The sequence below is a fragment of the Ornithinibacillus californiensis genome (genome assembly GCF_001038485.1).
GTDB lineage: Bacteria > Bacillota > Bacilli > Bacillales > Amphibacillaceae > Ornithinibacillus > Ornithinibacillus californiensis.
In genome coordinates, this window is record NZ_LDUE01000050.1 from 38,361 (window position 1) to 58,617 (window position 20,257).

At 35.9% G+C, this 20,257-nt stretch carries 20 protein-coding genes; 1 reads left to right on the forward strand and 19 read right to left on the reverse strand.

Going from position 1 to position 20,257, the window contains the following annotated elements; all coding sequences use genetic code 11:
• Positions 1 to 5 precede the first annotated feature (5 nt).
• From TE34_RS11830 to zapA, 9 genes are all read right to left on the reverse strand, one after another.
• On the reverse strand, positions 6 to 779 hold the full coding sequence (locus TE34_RS11830; protein ID WP_047985026.1) for an electron transfer flavoprotein subunit beta/FixA family protein: 774 nt from the start codon (positions 777 to 779) through the stop codon (positions 6 to 8).
• A 20-nt stretch (positions 780 to 799) separates the two neighbouring features.
• Complete coding sequence (locus TE34_RS11835) at positions 800 to 1,573, reverse strand: enoyl-CoA hydratase (protein ID WP_047985027.1); 774 nt, start codon at positions 1,571 to 1,573, stop codon at positions 800 to 802.
• Between the two features lie 205 nt (positions 1,574 to 1,778).
• A complete protein-coding gene (locus TE34_RS11840) occupies positions 1,779 to 2,363 on the reverse strand; it encodes a TetR/AcrR family transcriptional regulator (RefSeq protein ID WP_047985028.1) in 585 nt (194 codons plus the stop codon).
• A 139-nt stretch (positions 2,364 to 2,502) separates the two neighbouring features.
• Positions 2,503 to 4,197: a long-chain-fatty-acid--CoA ligase gene (locus TE34_RS11845; protein WP_047985029.1), complete on the reverse strand. Its 1,695-nt coding sequence runs from the start codon at positions 4,195 to 4,197 to the stop codon at positions 2,503 to 2,505.
• A gap of 222 nt (positions 4,198 to 4,419) precedes the next feature.
• A complete protein-coding gene (locus tag TE34_RS11850; RefSeq protein ID WP_047985030.1) occupies positions 4,420 to 4,827 on the reverse strand; it encodes a DUF350 domain-containing protein in 408 nt (135 codons plus the stop codon).
• Positions 4,828 to 4,846: 19 nt separating this feature from the next.
• Positions 4,847 to 7,186, reverse strand: a complete 2,340-nt coding sequence (locus TE34_RS11855; protein ID WP_047985031.1) for an endonuclease MutS2 — start codon at positions 7,184 to 7,186, stop codon at positions 4,847 to 4,849.
• A gap of 32 nt (positions 7,187 to 7,218) precedes the next feature.
• On the reverse strand, positions 7,219 to 8,937 hold the full coding sequence (gene polX / locus TE34_RS11860) for a DNA polymerase/3'-5' exonuclease PolX (RefSeq protein WP_047985032.1): 1,719 nt from the start codon (positions 8,935 to 8,937) through the stop codon (positions 7,219 to 7,221).
• A gap of 134 nt (positions 8,938 to 9,071) precedes the next feature.
• Entirely contained in the window at positions 9,072 to 9,623 is a 552-nt protein-coding gene (locus TE34_RS11865; protein WP_047985033.1) for a CvpA family protein, read from the reverse strand.
• Positions 9,624 to 9,630: 7 nt separating this feature from the next.
• Positions 9,631 to 9,894: a cell division protein ZapA gene (gene zapA / locus TE34_RS11870; RefSeq protein ID WP_047985034.1), complete on the reverse strand. Its 264-nt coding sequence runs from the start codon at positions 9,892 to 9,894 to the stop codon at positions 9,631 to 9,633.
• 159 nt (positions 9,895 to 10,053) lie between these two features.
• Between zapA and rnhC the strand changes: the two genes are divergently transcribed.
• Positions 10,054 to 10,989 carry a ribonuclease HIII gene (gene rnhC / locus TE34_RS11875; protein ID WP_047985035.1) on the forward strand — a complete coding sequence of 312 codons (936 nt, stop codon included), beginning with the start codon at positions 10,054 to 10,056 and terminating at the stop codon, positions 10,987 to 10,989.
• A gap of 350 nt (positions 10,990 to 11,339) precedes the next feature.
• Here rnhC and TE34_RS11880 read toward each other — a convergent pair whose 3' ends face one another.
• From TE34_RS11880 to pheT, 10 genes are all read right to left on the reverse strand, one after another.
• Positions 11,340 to 11,768 carry an NUDIX domain-containing protein gene (locus TE34_RS11880; RefSeq protein ID WP_053075068.1) on the reverse strand — a complete coding sequence of 143 codons (429 nt, stop codon included), beginning with the start codon at positions 11,766 to 11,768 and terminating at the stop codon, positions 11,340 to 11,342.
• Positions 11,769 to 11,811: 43 nt separating this feature from the next.
• Positions 11,812 to 13,302 (reverse strand): AMP-binding protein, encoded by a 1,491-nt coding sequence (locus tag TE34_RS11885; protein ID WP_201777696.1) that lies wholly within the window; start codon positions 13,300 to 13,302, stop codon positions 11,812 to 11,814.
• 6 nt (positions 13,303 to 13,308) lie between these two features.
• Complete coding sequence (locus TE34_RS11890) at positions 13,309 to 14,139, reverse strand: SDR family NAD(P)-dependent oxidoreductase (RefSeq protein WP_047985037.1); 831 nt, start codon at positions 14,137 to 14,139, stop codon at positions 13,309 to 13,311.
• Positions 14,136 to 14,540: a GNAT family N-acetyltransferase gene (locus tag TE34_RS21490; RefSeq protein ID WP_330218314.1), complete on the reverse strand. Its 405-nt coding sequence runs from the start codon at positions 14,538 to 14,540 to the stop codon at positions 14,136 to 14,138. Before TE34_RS21490 ends, TE34_RS11890 begins: the two co-directional genes overlap by 4 nt.
• A complete protein-coding gene (locus TE34_RS21495; RefSeq protein ID WP_236687151.1) occupies positions 14,509 to 15,018 on the reverse strand; it encodes a hypothetical protein in 510 nt (169 codons plus the stop codon). Before TE34_RS21495 ends, TE34_RS21490 begins: the two co-directional genes overlap by 32 nt.
• Positions 15,019 to 15,041: 23 nt before the next feature.
• Positions 15,042 to 15,890, reverse strand: coding sequence for a GNAT family N-acetyltransferase (locus TE34_RS11900; protein WP_236687152.1), 849 nt, complete (start codon positions 15,888 to 15,890; stop codon positions 15,042 to 15,044).
• Between the two features lie 86 nt (positions 15,891 to 15,976).
• Positions 15,977 to 16,420, reverse strand: a complete 444-nt coding sequence (locus TE34_RS11905; RefSeq protein ID WP_047985038.1) for an NUDIX hydrolase — start codon at positions 16,418 to 16,420, stop codon at positions 15,977 to 15,979.
• 1 nt (position 16,421) lies between these two features.
• Positions 16,422 to 16,973 carry a nucleoside/nucleotide kinase family protein gene (locus TE34_RS11910; protein ID WP_047985039.1) on the reverse strand — a complete coding sequence of 184 codons (552 nt, stop codon included), beginning with the start codon at positions 16,971 to 16,973 and terminating at the stop codon, positions 16,422 to 16,424.
• Between the two features lie 31 nt (positions 16,974 to 17,004).
• On the reverse strand, positions 17,005 to 17,607 hold the full coding sequence (locus tag TE34_RS11915; protein WP_047985040.1) for a hypothetical protein: 603 nt from the start codon (positions 17,605 to 17,607) through the stop codon (positions 17,005 to 17,007).
• A 210-nt stretch (positions 17,608 to 17,817) separates the two neighbouring features.
• Positions 17,818 to 20,244 (reverse strand): phenylalanine--tRNA ligase subunit beta, encoded by a 2,427-nt coding sequence (gene pheT, locus TE34_RS11920; RefSeq protein WP_047985041.1) that lies wholly within the window; start codon positions 20,242 to 20,244, stop codon positions 17,818 to 17,820.
• Positions 20,245 to 20,257: the final 13 nt, after the last annotated feature.

A 20,257-nucleotide genomic window follows, 5' to 3' on the forward strand; every position in this document is an offset into this window, starting at 1 on the left:
CTCTGTTAAAGTACTTTCGCTTCGTTTCTAAGCAGCGAAACAAGTTCTTTTACTTGATCCTCTAGTTCGCCTTCTAACACTCTTCCAGCTTCTTTTTCAGGTGGTAAGAAAATATCTACTGTTTTTGTTTTTGGTTCTAGTTCGTCTTCATCTAAATCTAAGTCATCAATTTCTAATTCTTCTAATGGTTTTTTCTTAGCTTTCATAATACCTGGTAAAGAAGGATATCTAGGTTCATTTAACCCTTGTTGACAAGTTACTAACAATGGTAATGAGGTTTCGATTTTTTCTACGTCACCTTCAACATCTTTATCAATTTTTGCAGTATCTCCATCAATTTCAAGACTAGTGATAGTAGTAACGTAATTAATTCCTAAGCGTTCAGCAAGCCTTGGACCAACTTGACCACTTGCCTCATCAATTGCTACATTACCTGCAAGGATTAAGTCTGCTTCTTTATCTTCAAAGAACGCTTCCAAAATCTTTGTTGTCGTAAATGCATCCCCATCTTCCAGATCTTCTTCTGTATTAATTAGAACTGCTTTATCAGCACCCATTGCTAATGCAGTGCGAAGTTGTTTTTCAGAGTCTTCATCGCCGATTGTAACAACCGTTACTTCTCCGCCATGTTCATCACGTTGCTTTATTGCTTCTTCTACTGCATATTCATCGTAAGGGTTAATGATGAATTCAGCACCATCATCCTCAATACGACCATTTGTCACTACGATTTTTTCTTCCGTGTCAAATGTCTTCTTTAATAACACGTAAATATTCATATGAGTTCCTCCTCAAGTTACTATTTATCTATAAAATTAGGCTTTCGTTTTTCAATGAAAGCTTGAACCCCTTCTTTTGCATCTTCAGAGCCAAAAATTTCTCCAAATGCAACTGCTTCAGCCTTCACCCCGTTAGCGAAGTTTTCAGGCTTTGCATATGGAATTAATTGCATGATTCGGTTAATCGTTGGCCTACTCTTAGATGCGATTTTAGATGCTAATGTCTTAGCAACATTAAACACCTCTTCTTCCACAACTATTTGGTTCACTAACCCAAACTCATAAGCTTCTTTAGCAGATATTGGTTCGCCTGTTAAAATCATCTCATATGCCTTTGCTGTACCTACATACCTTGGTAAACGTTGTGTACCAGCAAATCCAGGTATTATCCCAAGCGATAATTCAGGAAGTCCTAACTTAGTTTTTTCAGTGACTATTCGAATATGGCATGCCATCGCAAGCTCCATGCCCCCTCCTAAAACAGCACCATGAATAGCTGCAATTACCGGAATAGAAAAATTCTCGATGCGATCAAACAACTGCTGACCATATTCAGAGAGCGATTGATAATCAGAAGCTTCTTGTAATGACGTAAATTCCTTAATATCTGCTCCAGCTGAGAAAAACCTACCATCTCCTCTTAAGATAATCGCCTTAACTTTCTCATCTTTTTCAATCAAATCTAGCTTCTCAGAAAGCGCCTTCAATAGATTGCTAGATAAAGCATTAGCAGGAGGACTTTGTATGGTTAAAGTTGCTACATGTCCTTCTAATTCATAGAGAATAGTTCCCAAGTTAACACCCCTTTAAGTTGATTACGTTTTCTCGTAAACAAGGTCCGAATACAATGAACATTGAAATCTTTCAGTATGTTTGGATCAGACTTTACAGCATGAAGTATCTTCTCTCACTTGTATTCGGAACTGTCCGAGTATTTATAAATATTTGCCTCTATGTACTAAGAATAATAGATATAGAGGCAAACGACAAACTATGTACTTATTTAGCACTTATTCCTTGGGTAATTAGTTCATGTACAGTTGGAGCTAGGCCAATTAAATCGTACTTATCTTCATTCATAACCCAGTTTGTCACTGTTTCATCAAGTGTTCCAAAGATCATCTGTCTAAGTAACGGTACATTAATATCTTTTCGGAAAAGTTTCTCTTTGATTCCTTCTTTAAGGATACCATCAATAACGACTAGATAGGGCTTTAGAATTCGATTGATTTGTTGACGAAGTTCAAGGTTAGATTGCCTTAGCTCCAACTGTGTTACAATTGCTAAATGATGATTTGCTGCAAGCTGTCCAAAATGCATTTCAATTAGGGTCAGTAGCTTGTCACTAGCATTTTCCCTTTCATTCGTAGCGGTAGCTATCTGTTCGATAAACTGTCCCATCTTTTCCTCAAAAACAGAAACTAATATATCTTCCTTGTTTTTGAAGTATAAGTATATGGTTCCATCCGCTACCCCAGCTCTTTTAGCTATTTTAGAAACTTGAGATGCATGATAACCATTTTCCGCAATGACATCAACAGCTGCATCAATAATTAACATGTATTTCGGTTTATTATTTTTCATTACTTTTCTCCTTCAAGCGTACAATAAGCACATTAAAAAAATAAATGAATGAATCGTCATTCATATTTTATTGTAAAGGCAGAATTTATTTCTGTCAATATACTACTTGTACACTTTTAGGATAACTTGAGCAATTTGCTCAAGTACTTACTTCTTCTTTTACTTTTTCTTTCTCTTCATCTACTAATTTTCTTCTTAGAATCTTACCAACTGCAGTTTTAGGTAGTTCTTCACGGAACTCATAGATTCTAGGTACTTTATATGACGCTAGTTTTTCTCTACAATACTTATTTAATTCATCCTCTGTAACAGCAAATCCTTCTTTTAAGACCACATATGCTTTTACTGTTTCTCCACGATAAGGATCTGGAATTCCAGCTACTACCGTTTCTTGAATTGCTTCATGTTCATAAAGAACTTCTTCCACTTCACGAGGATAAATATTATAGCCACCTGCGATAATCATGTCTTTTTTACGATCGGCAATATAGAAATAACCATTTTCGTCCATATAACCAATGTCCCCGGTTAATAGCCAACCATCCTTTATCGTATTCTCTGTATCTTCAGGTTTATTCCAATAACCTTTCATAACTTGTGGGCCCTTCACAGCTAATTCGCCTTTTTCGCCAACAGCTACTTCTTCATAGGTTTCCATATCAAGAATTTTGGCATCAGTATCAGGCCATGGTAATCCTATACTTCCGTTGATTCTATTACCATAAATCAAGTTAGCGTGGGTTACCGGCGAAGATTCTGTTAAGCCATAACCTTCAACAAGTTTACCTCCAGTTACTGCCTCGAATTTTTCCTGAACATCAACTGGTAGTGGAGCGGAACCACTTATGCAAGCTTCAATTGAAGATAAATCAAACTTCTTTAAATCTGGGTGATTTAGGAGTCCAATATATATAGTTGGTGCCCCTGGAAAAATTGTTGGTTTTAATTTATGAATAGTTTTAAGTACATCACCTGCATCGAATTTAGGTAGGAGAATCATTTTAGAACCAGTGAAAATGGAAATATTCATGACTGCAGTCATACCATACACATGGAAGAATGGTAGTACACCCAAAATAGTCTCTTCACCTTTTTTCATTTTATAAATCCATTTTTCACACATTTTTGCATTGGCTACTAAATTTCGGTGCGTCAGTATTACTCCTTTTGGAAAGCCTGTAGTCCCACCAGTATATTGTAGCAACGCAGTGTCTTCTAGAGGGTCTACTTCTACTTTGGTGTATTCCGCTTCAGCCTTTTCCATGATCGAATTCCAAACATGTGTATCAGATGATTCTTCAACCTTAACTACCATGTTATACTGTTTTTTCTGGATGAATGGATATATTAAGTTCTTTGGAAAAGGTAGATAATCTTTGATGCCTGTAACTATCATATGTTCTAGTGGTGTACTGTTCTTGACATTTGTTACTCTTGGTACCAAGATATCCAGACAGACAATTACCTTGGTGCCTGAATCGTTTAATTGGTGCTCCAATTCCCTCTCTGTGTAAAGTGGGTTGGTTTGCACAACAATTGCACCAGCCATTAATGCGCCATAATAACTGATAACAGACTGGGGAGTATTCGCTAGCATAATTGCTACTCGATCTCCTTTTTCAACTCCCAAACCCTGAAGATAGTTAGCAAATTTCTTTGCCTGTACAAATACTTCAGTATAGGTGAGTTCTTTACCCATAAAATAAAGCGCTTTCTTTTCTGCGTAACGTGAAGCAGCATCTTCTAAAAACGCATGCAATGGCTTCTCGTCATAAGTTAGAGAAGTCGGTATTTCCTTTGGGTAATGTTGATGCCATCTTTTTTCTTCCCCCATATACAATCCTCCTTTTTATATACTTACATCCTATTATACCGACTTATTTCTATTTTTTGAAATTTTATTTTTTATTTTGCCTAATTTTTTTATCATTCAACCTAAAAGATACTAAAATTAAAATCAAATACGAGGTAAAGAACACCCACTAATATAAATATTACTGCTACGCCTATACAAATTTTTGCTAGTGTTTCCATTTTTGCTCTCCCTAAATGTAAGTTATATAATGCTTGCTCCAATAACATAAGATAGTCCAATTGAGATTATCATGGAAATAAGACCTACAGCCTTATTTCCTTTACCAATTTCTTCATCAATGCTTATAGATGGTGTTAGGAACTCGAAGATAAAATAACCAATCAAAAGTAATATAAATCCGACTGTTCCCCATGCTATACTCGTTAACAATACATCATTGTGTTGAATTGAATATCGAAATATATTGGCGATACCGAAAATCTTACCACCAGTTGCCATTGCTACTGCAACGTTGCCATTGCGAATTTCTTCCCAGTTTTTATATTTGGTTACTAATTCAAACACAGCTAAAAAAACAACTGTACAAAGAATAACAACACTAAAACTTGCTGCTGTATCAACTAGCACATTTTCCCAAAAGTTCTTCATATCCTCAACCCCCTAACTCTTATCGAAATTCGATGACGGTAACACCACTACCTCCCTCACCTGCAGCTCCTGGTCTAGATGACGCAATACTCGGATGCTTTTTAACAAAGTCTTGTACACCTTTTCGAAGTGCTCCTGTGCCTTTACCATGTATGATAAACACTTTTGGATATCCTGCTAAAGTAGCATCATCTACATATTTTTCCAATTTTAACAAGGCATCTTCAAATCGTTCTCCCCGCAAGTCTAACTCAAGTGGCACATGGTAATTAGAACCTTTAACAGTCGCTAATGGTTTTTGGTATGTTTGTTTTGGCTTACCGACTAACAGTAAATCACTCTTTTTAACTTTCACTTTCATGATACCAACCTGAACTAAGTATTCATGCTCATTAACCTTCTCGATGACCGTACCATTTTGATTTAACGTCAATAACTTAATCTCATCACCAGGACTTAATTCCTGTGTACTTGTGTGCTGAACATTCTTATCCTTTTGCTTGCTAGATAAACTTGGCTGTGCTTCTTCCAGCATCTTTTTAGCTTCAATCCACTCATGTTCTTTTAGCTTGGCATCTGTCTTCATCTTACGAATTTCACTTACAATAATTTCTGCTTCTTCTCGAGCCTTACTCAGTGCTTTCTCAGCTTTTTCTTCTGCTTTCTTGTATAGCGTTTCACGCTTATTCTCAAAACGTTCCCATTCCTCTTCCATTTCCTTACGAAGCTTCTCGCTCTCTAGTAGAACTTTGTGTGCTTCCTCATATTCCCTTTCTGCTTGGGTTTTTGATTTTTCCAAGGATGCGATCATATTCTCAACACTTTTGGAATCAACACCAATATGGCTCTTCGCACGTTCAATTATCGTTTGATCTAATCCAAGCCTCTTAGAAATCTCAAACGCATTACTTCTACCAGGTACACCAATTAGTAATCGGTATGTAGGTTGTAATGATTGTACGTCGAATTCCATCGAAGCATTAATTACATTTTCTCGATTATAGCCATAAGCTTTTAATTCCGGATAGTGAGTTGTTGCTATTACACGTGCATTCCTAGAAACTACTTCATCTAAAATGGACATGGCCAGAGCAGCACCTTCTTGTGGATCAGTTCCGGCACCTAATTCATCGAACAGCACTAACGTTTTATCGTCCACATGATTTAGTATATCTACTATATTTGTCATATGGGAGGAAAAAGTACTTAAGTTCTGTTCAATGGATTGCTCATCCCCAATATCAGCAAAAACATGTTCAAAGACTGCCATTTCACATCCATCTAATGCTGGTACCTGTAATCCTGATTGTGCCATTAACGTACAAAGGCCGACCATCTTTAAAGTGACTGTTTTACCACCAGTATTTGGTCCTGTAATTACAATGGAAGTATACTCACTTCCAATTTCGATGTCATTAGCAACTACTTCATCCATTTCAATCAAGGGATGCCTGGCTTGTTGCATCTTAATAATACCTTGGTCATTCATCGTTGGTCTTGATGCTTTCATCTCACTAGCTAAGTTTGCTCTTGCAAACATATAATCAACAATAGCTAGAATACGTACATTTTCAGAAAGGAAAAACTCTTCTTCAGCTATACTTTGACTTAGTTCACGTAGGATACGATCAATTTCTTGTTTTTCTTTCGCATATAACTCTTGTAATTGGTTATTTAAATCCACGACAGCTTTCGGTTCCATGAACAGAGTTTGACCAGATGCTGATTGATCATGAACGATTCCACCAACAGCCCCTCGATACTCATGTTTTACTGGTAATACATATCGATCATTACGGATGGTAACTATAGCATCAGATAACATATTACTTTTCGTTCTTGTATAGCTTTCTAGTTTTTCTCTAATTCTACTTTCATGTGTGCGTATTGAACTACGGATCCCCCTCAACTTTTCGGTAGCACTATCCATCACATGGCCATGGTCATCAATACAGCTTTTAATTTGTAATTCAAGATTTCTTAGTGGTGTAATACCTTCTACTAGTTCTTTTAAAATTGAGAGTTCCTCATCTAATCCATCAATAAAGTCCTTTAGTTGACGTCCACCGTAGATAGTATTGGCTACATCTAAACATTCAGATGTGCTAAGTACTCCACCTATAACACTCCGCTTTAAACTAGGACGGATATCAAAAATACCGCCAAGTGGTACTGGTATGTTTAATCGAATAACCTGACTAGCCTCGTCCGTTTCTTCTTGTAGACGATTTACTTCTTCTAAGTTAGTAGATGGCTTAATCTTAGATGCCAAATCCTTTCCTATACTTGTTTGAGCGCGCTGGGTTAAGCGATCTATCACTTTTTGATAATCTAGTACACGTAAAATACGTTCATTCATTGTCTTACTCCTTTACCAAGACTATAGCTTCATTATTTATTACGATTAAAATACGCTATTAGTTTCTCTTTAGTCCATGTATTTAACACTGATTCTTTCTTCAACCAACCTTTTCTAGCAACTCCAACACCATATTTCATATGCTCTAGCATTTTATAGCTATGGGCATCTGTGTTTACAGCAATTTTCACTCCATATTCCTGAGCAAGTCTAGCCCATTCTGCTGAAATGTCTAATCGATTTGGGTTTGCATTAATTTCTAATGCGGTATCTGTATCTTTCGCACGCGCAATCAACTTTTCCAAATTCACTTTATAACCATCTCTTCTTCCAATTAGTCTCCCAGTTGGATGGGCAATAAGTGATACATAAGGGTTTTCCAAAGCTGTATATAATCTTTTCATAATCTTTTCTTCTGGTTGACTGAAGCTTGAATGAATGGCAGCAATTACAAAATCCATTTCTTTCAAAAAGTCATCGGAAAAGTCCAGAGAACCATCCGTTAAAATATCCATCTCCACACCAGCAAAAATGTGGATATCGGTATACTTTTCATTTAATTTTGCAATTTCTTCTCTCTGCTTTCGAAGTCTGCTTTCATCTAATCCATTAGCAACGCGGAGATTTTTGGAATGGTCGGTAATAGCAATATAGTCGTAACCATAGCTTCTTGCCTCATTCACCATTTCCTCCAGTGTCTGTGCACCATCACTCCATGTTGTATGCATGTGAATGTCCCCTCGTATATCATTAAGCTCAACCAAATTAACTGGCTCTTTAAAAGCTGAGACTTCTCCGGTATCTTCCCTTACTTCAGGTGGGATAAATTGTAATCCAAAGTGGTTGAAAAACTCCTCTTCCGAAGAAAAGGTTAATATTTCATTTGTTTCATCTACTTCAATACCATACTCGTTAATCTTTTCGCCTCTAGACTTTGCAAGCTGGCGCATAGCAACATTATGGTCCTTTGAGCCTGTAAAATGGTGTAAGGTTGTAACAAATTCTTTCTCCGTTACTAAACGAAAATCGACATTCACATCATAAACATCGTCTAATGTTACCGAAACCTTTGTGTCTCCCTTAGCAATAACTTCTTTTAAATCCGGAATTTGAAGTAACGCTTCTCTTACTTCACTGATATTATCGGTTGCAATAATGAAGTCTAAATCTTTTATCGTTTCTTTCATTCTACGAAGTGAACCAGCTCTTGAAAATTGCTTTATGTCTGGAATCTCACTTAAATATTCTTCAATTCGCTCAGCAATTGGTAACATATATGCTATAGGCAATCGGTCAGGACGTTTACCCACTTCATTTAAAGCAGCTAAGATTTTCTCTGCAGATTTTTTACCAAAACCAGCCAAACTTTCTACTTTTCCAGATTTAATCGCTTCCTTAAGACTTGTAGCATCTGTTACGTTAAGCTCCTGATACAATTTAGCAAGCTTTTTTCCTCCAAGACCAGGAACATTCAATAGTGGAATCAATCCCTCTGGCACCTCTTTTTTTAGTTCTTCCAAAGCTCCAGATCTACCTTGCTCTATGTATTCAACGATCACCGTACTAGTTCCCTTACCAATTCCTTTAATTTCCGTAAAATCTTTAATATCTGATAGTGATCGCTCATCTTTTTCCAATGCCTGTGCTGCTCTTCGGAAGGCAGAGGTTTTAAATGGATTTTCACCTTTCAACTCCAAATATATAGCAAATGTTTCCAATAACCTTATTACATCTTTTTTATTAATAGCCATGATTACCACCCACTTATATAGTTTCAAATGTCAATTATTCCATAGGATAAAAATAAGACTAATTCATATAGGATTATCCTTATTGTACCTGCCATACAACGATAATCCTAGTATTTGAATTAGCCTAATGTTTATTAATTAATAATTGTAACGATATGCGTAAACCACAAATCCTTTATCTTTTCAGAGAAGTATGGCGTATGTTCTACTATAAATAAAGCAATACTTGAGTCATTCACCCACTCTTGAATCGTTCCAATCGGGGTTAGTACAATAATATATAATATGACGAAAAGAATGAGATAGATTTCTAAAAAGCCCAATACAGCACCTAAAATTTTATTAATAGAATTTAAGATTGGTAGTGAAGCTATGACATCTATCATGGAAGCTAAGATTTGCAAACCAAATTTCACAACAAAAAAGATAATTGCGAAGGAAATTGCATTGTAAAAGGCATTTTCAAGAGGCAAGGCTTGTAGAAATTCTGCCCAGATACTCTCATCTGTTAATGTAGGGTATGGTATAAATTGTTCTAAGTGCTTGGATAAATCATCGTATAATGTGGCAGCTAAAATAAACGCAACAATAAAGCCTAACAAATGCACTGCCTGAAGAATCAATCCTCTCTTCAATCCAACAAAGAAACCGAAGATTAATAAAATAACTAATATAAAGTCTACCATGTGTTTTTTATCCTCTTTCTTTTTTAATTGAACCTAGTAATGTTGCATACTCTTCTTTTAAACTTAAATAATCATTCATAGAATTAATTGCTGTTAACACCGCCAGACTAGCGGTGTCAAGTTGCGGATTCATTTCATGTATTTCTCTCATCTTCTGATCTACAAGACTCGCCACTAAACGAACATGGGTTGCGTCCTCATCGCCGACGATTGTATAGGATCTATTTCTAATTTGAACGGTTACCCGAGTTTTTTCTTGTCTTTGGGTCACAAGGTTACCCTCCTACCTATTCTTTCGATTCTACCATTTTTTATTTATTTTATCTTAACATGAAGACAGACAATTGGGAAACTGTTCCTGCTGATTTTTTGCATTTCTTTCTTGTGAATAGTTTGCTATAGTCAATTATGTATAGAAAGGGTGTTTACTATGTCACAGAATGTTTATGTATTTTCAAACGAAACGATTGAAAAAATGAAACAATATTATCATAAAACATTAACCGCTACTCCACAAGGGGCGATTTTCCGTGCAAAAACTTCTCATGCAGTTATCACCGCTTATAAATCTGGAAAAGTATTATTTCAAGGCAGCAATCCACAAGAAGAAATAGGATTATGGGCTGATGAAGGAAAAGAGAATACAGTTAGTAAAAAAATTACTACACCATCTGCAAATTCATCTTATTATCCACCAGAAACGTTGTTCAGTTCTTCCCATATAGGTTCTGATGAAGCTGGGACAGGAGATTATTTCGGTCCCATCACGGTAGCTTGTGCATATATAAACAAATCACAAATACCTCTACTAAAAGAGTTAGGTGTGAAAGATTCCAAAAATCTTACTGATGACACTATCATTAAGTTAGCAAAGGAAATCGCACAAATGCGCATACCTTATTCCTTATTAAATTTACATAACCCCAAGTATAACATCCTTCAAAAACGAGGCTGGTCCCAAGGAAAAATGAAGGCAATGCTACATCATCATGCGATTCAAAAACTATTAACAAAAATAGATACTAACCATTATGATGGTATATTAATTGACCAATTTTGTGAGCCAGGAATATACAAGAGACACATTGCCTCCGAACAAGGAAAACTTCCTGAGAAAACTTATTTCATGACAAAGGCAGAAAGTTATTCTATCGCAGTTGCTACAGGTTCCATTATTGCAAGAGCTAGTTTTGTGAAGGAAATGGATAAACTCTCGGAGAAGATTGGATTTGAACTCAAAAAGGGCGCCTCTAAGTTGGTGGATCAAACCATTGCGAGGATAATCCGTGAACAAGGGGAAGACACCTTGAATACTTGTGCAAAGCTTCATTTCGCAAATACACAGAAAGCTAAAAAGTATCTATAGTGGAGATTATTACTTTCAAAGAAGATGATGACACCGTTAATCATCTTCTTTTTTTACTCACTATTTCACTGGATTTAGTTCAACTGTTCTTCTACATAACTATCATACTTCTTTTTAACAAAATTCCGTATTATCACAAAAATGAACAACACCAATTGAGTTTGTACATATTTTAAATTGTACGTTGCAAATAGAGAATCGTGATCATCAATCACTGTATCTATTAGGTAAGGTTTATATTCCATTGCACGAAAAAGAAAATAAATACATATCAAAATTGTTATCAGCACAACAATATCCAAGACCCTTTTAACTATTTTTAACCGTAAGATACTCCCCACCCCAGATTCTTATATTAAATAACTAACTTCATCCAAATTATAAGAATAGTAACCTAGCCTACGTTCCTTTATCCATCGTTCTAAAGGTAGTACCCAAGGTCGAAAGGACATATACTCTCTTAACTCTTCTATCGGTACAAACTTAACGGATAGGATATCAGGGTCAAGTGGTTCGTTAACTTTACCAACTATTTCACCAAAATAATAAACTTGTAAGTAACTTCCATATTCTTTAGAGATATACTCTGTTACAAAAGCTACCTCTTTAGCAACTATTTCATAACCTGTCTCTTCCCTTCCCTCTCTTATAGCCGTTTGCATGAAAGTCTCACCTGGTTCCGTTCCTCCTTTGGGCACCCCCCAATCCTTGTCATCCTTTACTAATAACACATTATTCCCGTCCAGTACGATTACTCCCGCTGCTAATTTATGTGTCAAATCTATTACCCTACCTTCTCTGAAAATTTTCCAATGACGATTTCTAAATTAATCTTTTCTTATCTGGCTTTCCAACTGGAGTATATGGGATATCTTCGACAATAACTATTTCTTTTGGCATCTGGTACCTCGCAATCCTCGGTCGTAACCATTCCAGTATAGTGTGTTCAGATAAAGTAGTTGTTTTTACAAAAGCCTTTAAACGCTGACCGAACGCTTCATCTTCCATACCGATAACAGCAGCATCTCTAATATCTGGATGCTCCAGAAGAACTTTTTCAATATCAAAAGGATAGACATTTTCACCACCAGAAATGATCATGTCGTCACTTCTTCCACATAAAAAGAAATAACCATGTTCATCTTGATAGCCTAAGTCACCAGTTCTTATCCATTTATTTTTATTTCTCCGACCTGATAAAGTGCCTTTTACACAGATTTCGCCTATGACTCCTGATGATACCTCTTGATCAAATCCATCTAATATTTTCAAGTTCACACCATTTATTTTCTTTCCTACCGTTTCCGCTGAATAGTTTAGATCCTCCGGAGTAGCGATGATATTTAGCCCCGCCTCAGATGTACCATACAAGTTGTACAGTACACTTCCTAAACTTCTCTCTGCTTTGTGTACTAGTGAAGGACTTAGCCTCGCTCCACCTGAGGCAATACAACGTAACGATTCCAATTCCTTTATATCAGATTTAAGCATTCGATCCAACATAATAGGAACTACTGTCATAAATTCAACTTGATGCTGTCTAATTAAGGAACTAGCCCTCTCGACATGAAATCTCGATGTAATGATACACTTTTTACCCAATGGTATGAACAGTAACAAAACTGCAATGCCATACCCATGAAAGATAGGGGTGCTAATAAAAGCTGTATGATAATCTACGAGATTCAAACGTTTTATTAATGCCAAAAAAGGGTTTATATAATTAAATATTGACGGCTTATGTCCAGCTTGTTTTGGTTTACCTGTTGTCCCACCTGTTTGCAGAATAATTTTGCTACTTGAGGACCTAGGAATTTTCTCGATATCACTATTTTTACTTTCCTCACTTAAGATCGTAATTCCTGCATAATCAGCATCAATCATTGAATCAAATTCAGCATCCATTATTAATGCATCCAACTTTTGCACGGACATGAATTCCTTCAACTGTTCCTTGCTTCTCTCTGTATTTAATAAGTACAGATCAGCACCTACCCGAGAAACTGCAAGTATCGATTGAATAAGGGAGATATGATTTCTACATAATATTCCAATTCTGCTGCCAGCTCGCAGCTGGTAATGATGATAATAATAATTAGCTAATTGTTTCGATTCAGTTAATAATTCTGCATATGTAATGGTTCTTTTATCATCAACGATTGCTATTTTATCTGGATATCTTCTCGCAGCAACTTCTAATAACGTCATTACGTTAAAGCCTGATTGGATGAGCGACTTTATAAAAATGTATAATCGTTCTGGGGATAGCAATTTAATTTTATATAAAACATACACCAACCTAACCAATTTCAATCAAGCTCACCTCTTTTGCAGTAATTTCTTTCCCACTCTTTCCCATACTCCTCTAAAAAGTACGGAAGCTAATTGACCAGACCCTATATACCAAGGCTTAAACTGCCTTCTTCTTGTATACATAGTCTTGCTGATCACTTTTGCTGCATGATGAGCTGACATAGCTGGCATCTTTTCATAACTTGCAGTAGGTTTAATCATAGGTGTTCTTACCAGTGGCAGATAGATGGAGGTAGTTCGTATTCCTTTATCGTTCAACTCTGGAATTGCTGACTGCAGCCAAGTATCAAATGCTTGTTTGGAGGCTTGGTAAGCAGCAAATCTAGGAAATGGAATTAATAAGGTGTTTATCGTCGAAACATTAATGATTTGTCCTTTACTATTCTCTAGGAAAGGAATAATGGTTAGCAACATATCAACTGGAGCAAAGTAATTGATTGCCATAGTTCGCTCAAAATCATGAAACCGATCTAGCGAATCAAAGATGGATCGTTTAATCGAGAGTCCTGCATTATTGACAAAGATATCTATCTTTTCATGAGTTTCATGTATAAACGTAAGAAAGTCTTTTCGTTCTGCTGGGTTTCTTAAGTCAGCTGGGAAAATATCTACTTTAGCTGTTTGAATTTGTTCTTGAAGTTCTAGTAACTTTTCATGCCTTCTTGCCACAAGAATTAAGTGACAATTCAAATTTCCTAATAAAAATGCTAATTGCTCACCGATTCCAGAACTTGCTCCTGTAATGATAATCGTTTTCCCATATAGTTCACTACGTAGCTTTCTATCGTTAATATATGTTGGAGGAAAAAGGACTTTCTCTATGAAACTGTATTTCATGACTTGCTTCTTTCCCTGATGTCTTTTGTGAAATAATATAATTCGTGTTCCAGTTGAAATCCTACCTTCTTATATAACTCAATAGCATTTCGGTTTTCAGCACTTACACACAGTGTAATAGACGTAATGCTCTCAAATGAGAATAACCACTTCAAAGCACCTGAAAGAAGTTGTTTACCTATTCCTTGTCCTCTTTTTGCTTGATCGACTCCGAAAAATTCTATATTTGCTTCACCAAACTCAGGCTCCGCCTCCACATAGATATAGCCTAATAATTCTGGGCCTTCCGTTATCATAAAGACTTTCTGATGTTCATTAAGCCTATCAAGGATTTGTCTCCCTGAATAATACGTCCCTGGAAATGTTTCATCATGGTTTTTCCATTTCAGAATAATACTCAGGAGTTAACTCCTCTAACGGAGATTCCACTAGTAATCTAGTATCACTATTATTAAAAACTAAAATGGCTTGATCGGTATGTTTAGTGAACTTATACTTCTCACCAATTTTATACGCTGTTCTATTTTTCTTATTTGGAAACATATGTAATGAGCTAATATCATTCGGAAGTATCCTCATCATCTCTTCCCACAATTCATCTACGATTGATAAATGATCTTCTTCGATAAACGGTCCCCAGACTTCTGCTACGCCACTTTCAATATCTGGATCAAATCCTATTACTCCAACTAATTGTCCTTTAGAATATGCAGTAACAAAACTATTCGTATAAGGAATTTCTTCCTTTATGTATTGAGCTATTTCTGAGGTGTCTTTACCACAATAACCAATATGGTTTTCTTCTACTCTATTCCTAATCGAAATAAATTCAGCTACCTGATTAATTTCATCCTGTTGCATGAGTGCAAATGTTAGCATAGTTATCCCCTTTTCCACTTCGTCTATGGCTGCGGTATTACTACTGCATGACAAGCTTTTTCGTAGAATTCTAATGGACCAGCTCCTCCAATAATTGCATACTCGTAGCCAATTTCTTTCATATCTCTTAGGCAATGATGAAGTAACGCATACCCTGTTCCCTGGTTACGGTTTGAAGTAATAACACCCATCGGACCGAAATATCCTTTTTTTCCTAGGTATACATCGTAAGCCGCAAAACCAATTATTTGCTCTTCCTCATTCTCCGCTATATACAAGGAAGGAGCACTAGTCAAAAATCCACTTTTAACAGTCTGCGCCCATTCTGTTGAGAAGTTTCTTTCCACAAAGTTAACTAATACTTCTTCGTCGCGTTTGTTTGCTTTTCTTATTCCATCTGAATTTACTTCTGGAAATACATAACTACCGAGATGTGTAGCCATGTCCCTTCCAGTTGTTCCTATCGATAAAATAATTTGTTTACTTTCATCAGATAAAATATCATCTAAGACATTTGTGACAATCAACGCTTTCAATAAATGCCCTTCGTTTAAGTAAACTTGATTGTACCGTTTCATGTATTCTATAGATACATCAAATACCCTAACAACCTCTTCATTAATTGGCATATTGAAGTAATTACTTTTAATAGAATGGGAGATTATATGTATGTTAATCTGATCCCTAAATTTTTTCCTATCCATAACTATCTTTAAAGAGAGCTCTCCAAGTGCCCCACCCTTTTCTTGTAAACAAGCAAGAAATAAGTGTATTGGCGTTATAACTTCATCCTTAGAGTCTGTAGCTTCTTGTTCTGCTCGTTTCAGAATGCTATTCATCCTATTAGTAAATTGAATATCCAACTCACTCACTGAGATTCACCTCCATACAATAATCTCTTAACTTTTTCAGGAACATGGTCATCTTTGTAGTTAAGTCAACTGGCTGATAGGTTGAGTTATCTTGCTAGTGAATAAATCATATTCTTTATCATCGGATTAAGTGATTCTGGTAATTCACTTTGCTTAAAGAACTTTGCTTCCAATGTTTCGTTCCCATCAGCTTTTAACTCTCCGCCTTTAATATCTCTACTCATATAGGCTATGGTTACTGGATAAAACTGATCTCCATTTGGTAATGTAACAAAATACTCTTTTCCAGAGAGCACTGTAATTAATTCCATTTCACCAATTTCTATTCCTGTTTCCTCTAGTACTTCTCTTCTCCCTGCTTCTTGTGCAGACTCCCCTAAGTCCAAAAATCCTCCAGGAACGCCCCAACTACCATCTCTTCTCTTTTGAAGCAGAATCTCTCCTTTATCATTAATGACTCCTACTGCTGTTCCAACTAATATTAATGGTTGATTGCCAACTAATTCTCTAATTTCTTCGATATATCCCATTTTAACTCACCTCATTGTTTAATTGTTTAATAACATTTATGATACCATCTACAATATCCTGTACAGGCTGACTTCCATCGAAAATTACATCGCTATTTGGTTTAATGGAAGATAGCATTTCTAGATACCCTTTTCTACCATGTGAAATATAATACTGCGTACCTTGCAAGATTTCTTCGCTTGTCCTTTGTTCAAAATCTCTATTTATTCGACGAGCAAGCGCAACATCAAGAGGCGTATCAATAAATATAGATAGATTAATCAATCTACCTACTTGAGTATGTTTCCGTGAAAAAGGGTAATCCAAAATAATATATTTAACAGGACCCTCACATAACATTTCTATATCATTAGTGAATGGTGTCAAATCCCATTCATCATAATCCGCTCCTCTTTCAACCCAATCGACAATATCATCAGGACCTTGGAAATCGTAATCATCGAAATTTAACACCTTAGATTTACCTAATTTTTTATTTAATTGTTTAGCAATCGTTGTTTTGCCTCCACCAGATACAGCCGATATTGAGATGATGTACGGTTGGTATTTCATTTCCCTTTAGATACACCTCTTTCTGATATATTTAATAAAATGTAACGTATACCATCAGTATTAAAAAGAATAGCAAGGTTTCGAGATTAACTACGAACGGATTCGACTTTACGCTTGAAATTAGCTTAATGCGTTTCATCAAACTAGCATCAAGTACTATAAAGAGATAATAAATAAGAAATAAACTATGTATAGTTATTAAACTAGCAAACATGGTTTCTTCACTCGCCCAAAATGTTAAGGCTAAGTAAAATGCCCATATACTCTTAAATATACCTAATAATCCTTCAAAAGGATTAGACAGTGTTGCCATCATATAAGACCCATGTTGTTCGGAGATAGCATTATCTTGGTTTTGTTTTAGTAAGAAAATAATATGACCAGTTTGCAAACTCAACGATATGATTAACATACTAATATAAGCAATCCCAAAAATAGTACCAATTAATAAAACTTGTGAATCTGCTACATAAAATAAGGTTACTGGCAAGGGAAGCCAAAGCGAGTACATAACAGCCATAAGTATATGTAAAAATGCATATTCATTATTATCAATTAGTTTTTTGTAAGTAAATAGAATAATAAAAAAAATCAAAACACTAATCCAACCAAAAATGATAGCAGAAATTACCATAGCGCCATCCCTTTTTATATTTCCTATTATTTTTATAACTCTTAATGTAATATTTTACATTTTTCGCTTTTTCTATTCTATCATAATATTCTAACTGTTGTTATACCTTTTCTAGTTCAACTCCAATTATTATTTTAATTTACAAAAAAGGCCGCAAAGCCAATTGCATTGACTTTGCGACTCAAATCCAGATAATATTCAAATTGTTCTTTAAGCCCTTACATATGCACCATGCTTTTCATTTACTGCTTCTATAACTTTTTGATAAGAACTTTCTACTTCTTCATCCACCAATGTCTTTTCAGGATCTTGATATAGTAAGCTATACGCTACGGATTTCTTACCCTCTGGTAAGTTCTCCCCTTTGTATAAGTCAAATACTTGAACTTGTTTCACAAGTGGTGCGCCTACTTCTTCAATTGTCGTCTTTACATCCCCAGCGTTGACTTCATTAACCAATATGAATGCTATGTCTCGGGTGACGGATGGATATCTAGGGATTTGTGTATAACTTGGGACATGGTTATGGGTATCTAATACGGCCTCCATATTGATGTCAAATACATATGTTTCTTTTAAGTCCATCTCTTTTTCAAGAGCTGGGTGTAGTTGACCTATGAAACCAATCTCTTTCCCATTTAACAGAATAGCAGCCGTACGACCTGGGTGCATATCCGCTAGTTTAGTCTGTTTTACAGTTAAAGGTAATTCTAAATGCTCAAATAAGCCTTCCACAATTCCTTTAACTACATAGAAATCAACCTTTTTACTTTCCTGCTGCCATAGATGTTCTAACCATTTTCCAGTAAGTACCCCTGATAAACGCAATTGTTCATCTGGTTGTTTTGTTAATTCTTTTTCATCTGTGATAAAAATGGAACCAATTTCGTACAGGCTTATGTTAGATTGGTTTCTTGCAAGATTGTAGCTTACCGTTTTTAATAGCTCGGGCAATACACTTAAACGTAAGTATTTATGTTCTTCACTCATTGGCATGGCTAGACTAATCGGTTCCGGGTTTAGCGTTAGTATTTCAGGACTAACTAGCTTTTTTATGAACGTATCGCTTGTTAGAGAGTAAGTTCTCGTCTCCATCAAACCGACACCTTCTAGATAATTCTTCACCGAACGTCGCAAGCTCTGTCTCTTAGTTAATCCACCTGCAGTGGAAGCACCTGTAGGTAACGTAAACGGTAAATTATCATATCCGTAAATTCTTGCTACTTCCTCTAACATATCTTCAAAAATAGTAATATCCTGACGTCGAGTTGGCGCAAATACTGTAAAACTTTCACCTTCACGTTCATAATTAAATGAAAGTCTATCCAAAATCTTAGCAATTTCATCAGTAGAGATTTCTGTACCTAATCGACTATTAATCGTATTCGTATTTATTTCTACAGTTTTTTCTGTGCGATCTAATTTATCAAATTCAACAACGCCATCAAGAACTTTACCACCTGCATATTGTTCTAATAAATGACATGCACGTAATCCGGCACGTTTCACACGGTTAGGGTCAATTCCTTTTTCGTAACGAGTGCTTGCTTCACTGCGAAGACCGGTGGCTTTTACTGTCTTACGAATTGAAATGGAATTAAAGAATGCAGCTTCTAATAGAATATTCTTCGTTTCACCTGTTACTTCTGAATCAGCACCACCCATTACCCCTGCTAGTGCAATTGGATCTTTACCATTTGTAATTAACAGATTTTCCGGTGTTAATGTACGTTCTACATCATCAAGTGTTACAATCTTTTCATCTTGTTTTGCGGAACGAACGACAATCTCTTTCGAACCTAGACGATCATAATCAAATGCATGTAATGGCTGACCGTATTCCAATAGTACATAGTTGGTAATATCGACTACATTATTGATTGGACGAATGCCAGCTGCTAGTAGGTAGTTTTGCATCCATAAAGGAGATGATTTAATTTCAACATCTTTAATAACAAATGCGCCGTAGTATGGATTTAACGATTCGTCCTCTACCTTAACAGAAATATAATCAGCTGCTTTTTCACTGGAAACATTCACTTCTTCACTAGGAAGATTAATGGATTTATCTAATAAAGCTCCTACTTCATAAGCAACACCTAACATACTTAAAGCATCTGCACGGTTTGGAGTTAAGTCAAACTCTAAAACAGCATCATTTGCATTTAAAAGTGTGTCCACACTTTCTCCAATTGGTGCGTCTTCAGGGAATACATAGATACCTTCTGTAAATTCTTTCGGAATATGTTTTTCGTTAAAACCAAGTTCTTGTAAGGAGCAAATCATACCATTTGATTCTACCCCACGTAATTTTGCCTTTTTAATTTTGAAGTTACCTGGTAATACTGCACCTGGTTTTGCGACAGCTACTTTCTGTCCCGCGCGAATATTTGGGGCACCACAGATTATTTGTAAAGTTTCTTCCCCAACGTTAACCTGACAGAGGTTTAACTTATCTGCATTTGGATGCTTTTCACAAGTTTCTACATAACCAATGACAACATTGTTGCTTTGCTGAGCAATATACTCCACATTATCTACTTCAATTCCAGATTTCGTTACCTTCTCTGCAAGTTCTTCTGGACTTATACCATCTATATCAACATAATTTTTTAACCAGTTTAATGAAACTAACATTTTTTTACCCTCC

Bases quoted from the DNA above. Each gene is read 5' to 3' on its own strand.
- TE34_RS11830 (WP_047985026.1), bottom strand. From the start codon at position 779: ATGAATATTTACGTGTTATTAAAGAAGACATTTGACACGGAAGAAAAA.
- TE34_RS11840 (WP_047985028.1), bottom strand. From the start codon at position 2,363: ATGAAAAATAATAAACCGAAATACATGTTAATTATTGATGCAGCTGTT.
- TE34_RS11845 (WP_047985029.1), bottom strand. From the start codon at position 4,197: ATGGGGGAAGAAAAAAGATGGCATCAACATTACCCAAAGGAAATACCG.
- TE34_RS11850 (WP_047985030.1), bottom strand. From the start codon at position 4,827: ATGAAGAACTTTTGGGAAAATGTGCTAGTTGATACAGCAGCAAGTTTT.
- TE34_RS11855 (WP_047985031.1), bottom strand. From the start codon at position 7,186: ATGAATGAACGTATTTTACGTGTACTAGATTATCAAAAAGTGATAGAT.
- polX (WP_047985032.1), bottom strand. From the start codon at position 8,937: ATGGCTATTAATAAAAAAGATGTAATAAGGTTATTGGAAACATTTGCT.
- TE34_RS11865 (WP_047985033.1), bottom strand. From the start codon at position 9,623: ATGGTAGACTTTATATTAGTTATTTTATTAATCTTCGGTTTCTTTGTT.
- rnhC (WP_047985035.1), top strand. From the start codon at position 10,054: ATGTCACAGAATGTTTATGTATTTTCAAACGAAACGATTGAAAAAATG.
- TE34_RS11890 (WP_047985037.1), bottom strand. From the start codon at position 14,139: ATGAAATACAGTTTCATAGAGAAAGTCCTTTTTCCTCCAACATATATT.
- TE34_RS21495 (WP_236687151.1), bottom strand. From the start codon at position 15,018: ATGCTAACATTTGCACTCATGCAACAGGATGAAATTAATCAGGTAGCT.
- TE34_RS11905 (WP_047985038.1), bottom strand. From the start codon at position 16,420: ATGGGATATATCGAAGAAATTAGAGAATTAGTTGGCAATCAACCATTA.
- TE34_RS11910 (WP_047985039.1), bottom strand. From the start codon at position 16,973: ATGAAATACCAACCGTACATCATCTCAATATCGGCTGTATCTGGTGGA.
- TE34_RS11915 (WP_047985040.1), bottom strand. From the start codon at position 17,607: ATGGTAATTTCTGCTATCATTTTTGGTTGGATTAGTGTTTTGATTTTT.
- pheT (WP_047985041.1), bottom strand. From the start codon at position 20,244: ATGTTAGTTTCATTAAACTGGTTAAAAAATTATGTTGATATAGATGGT.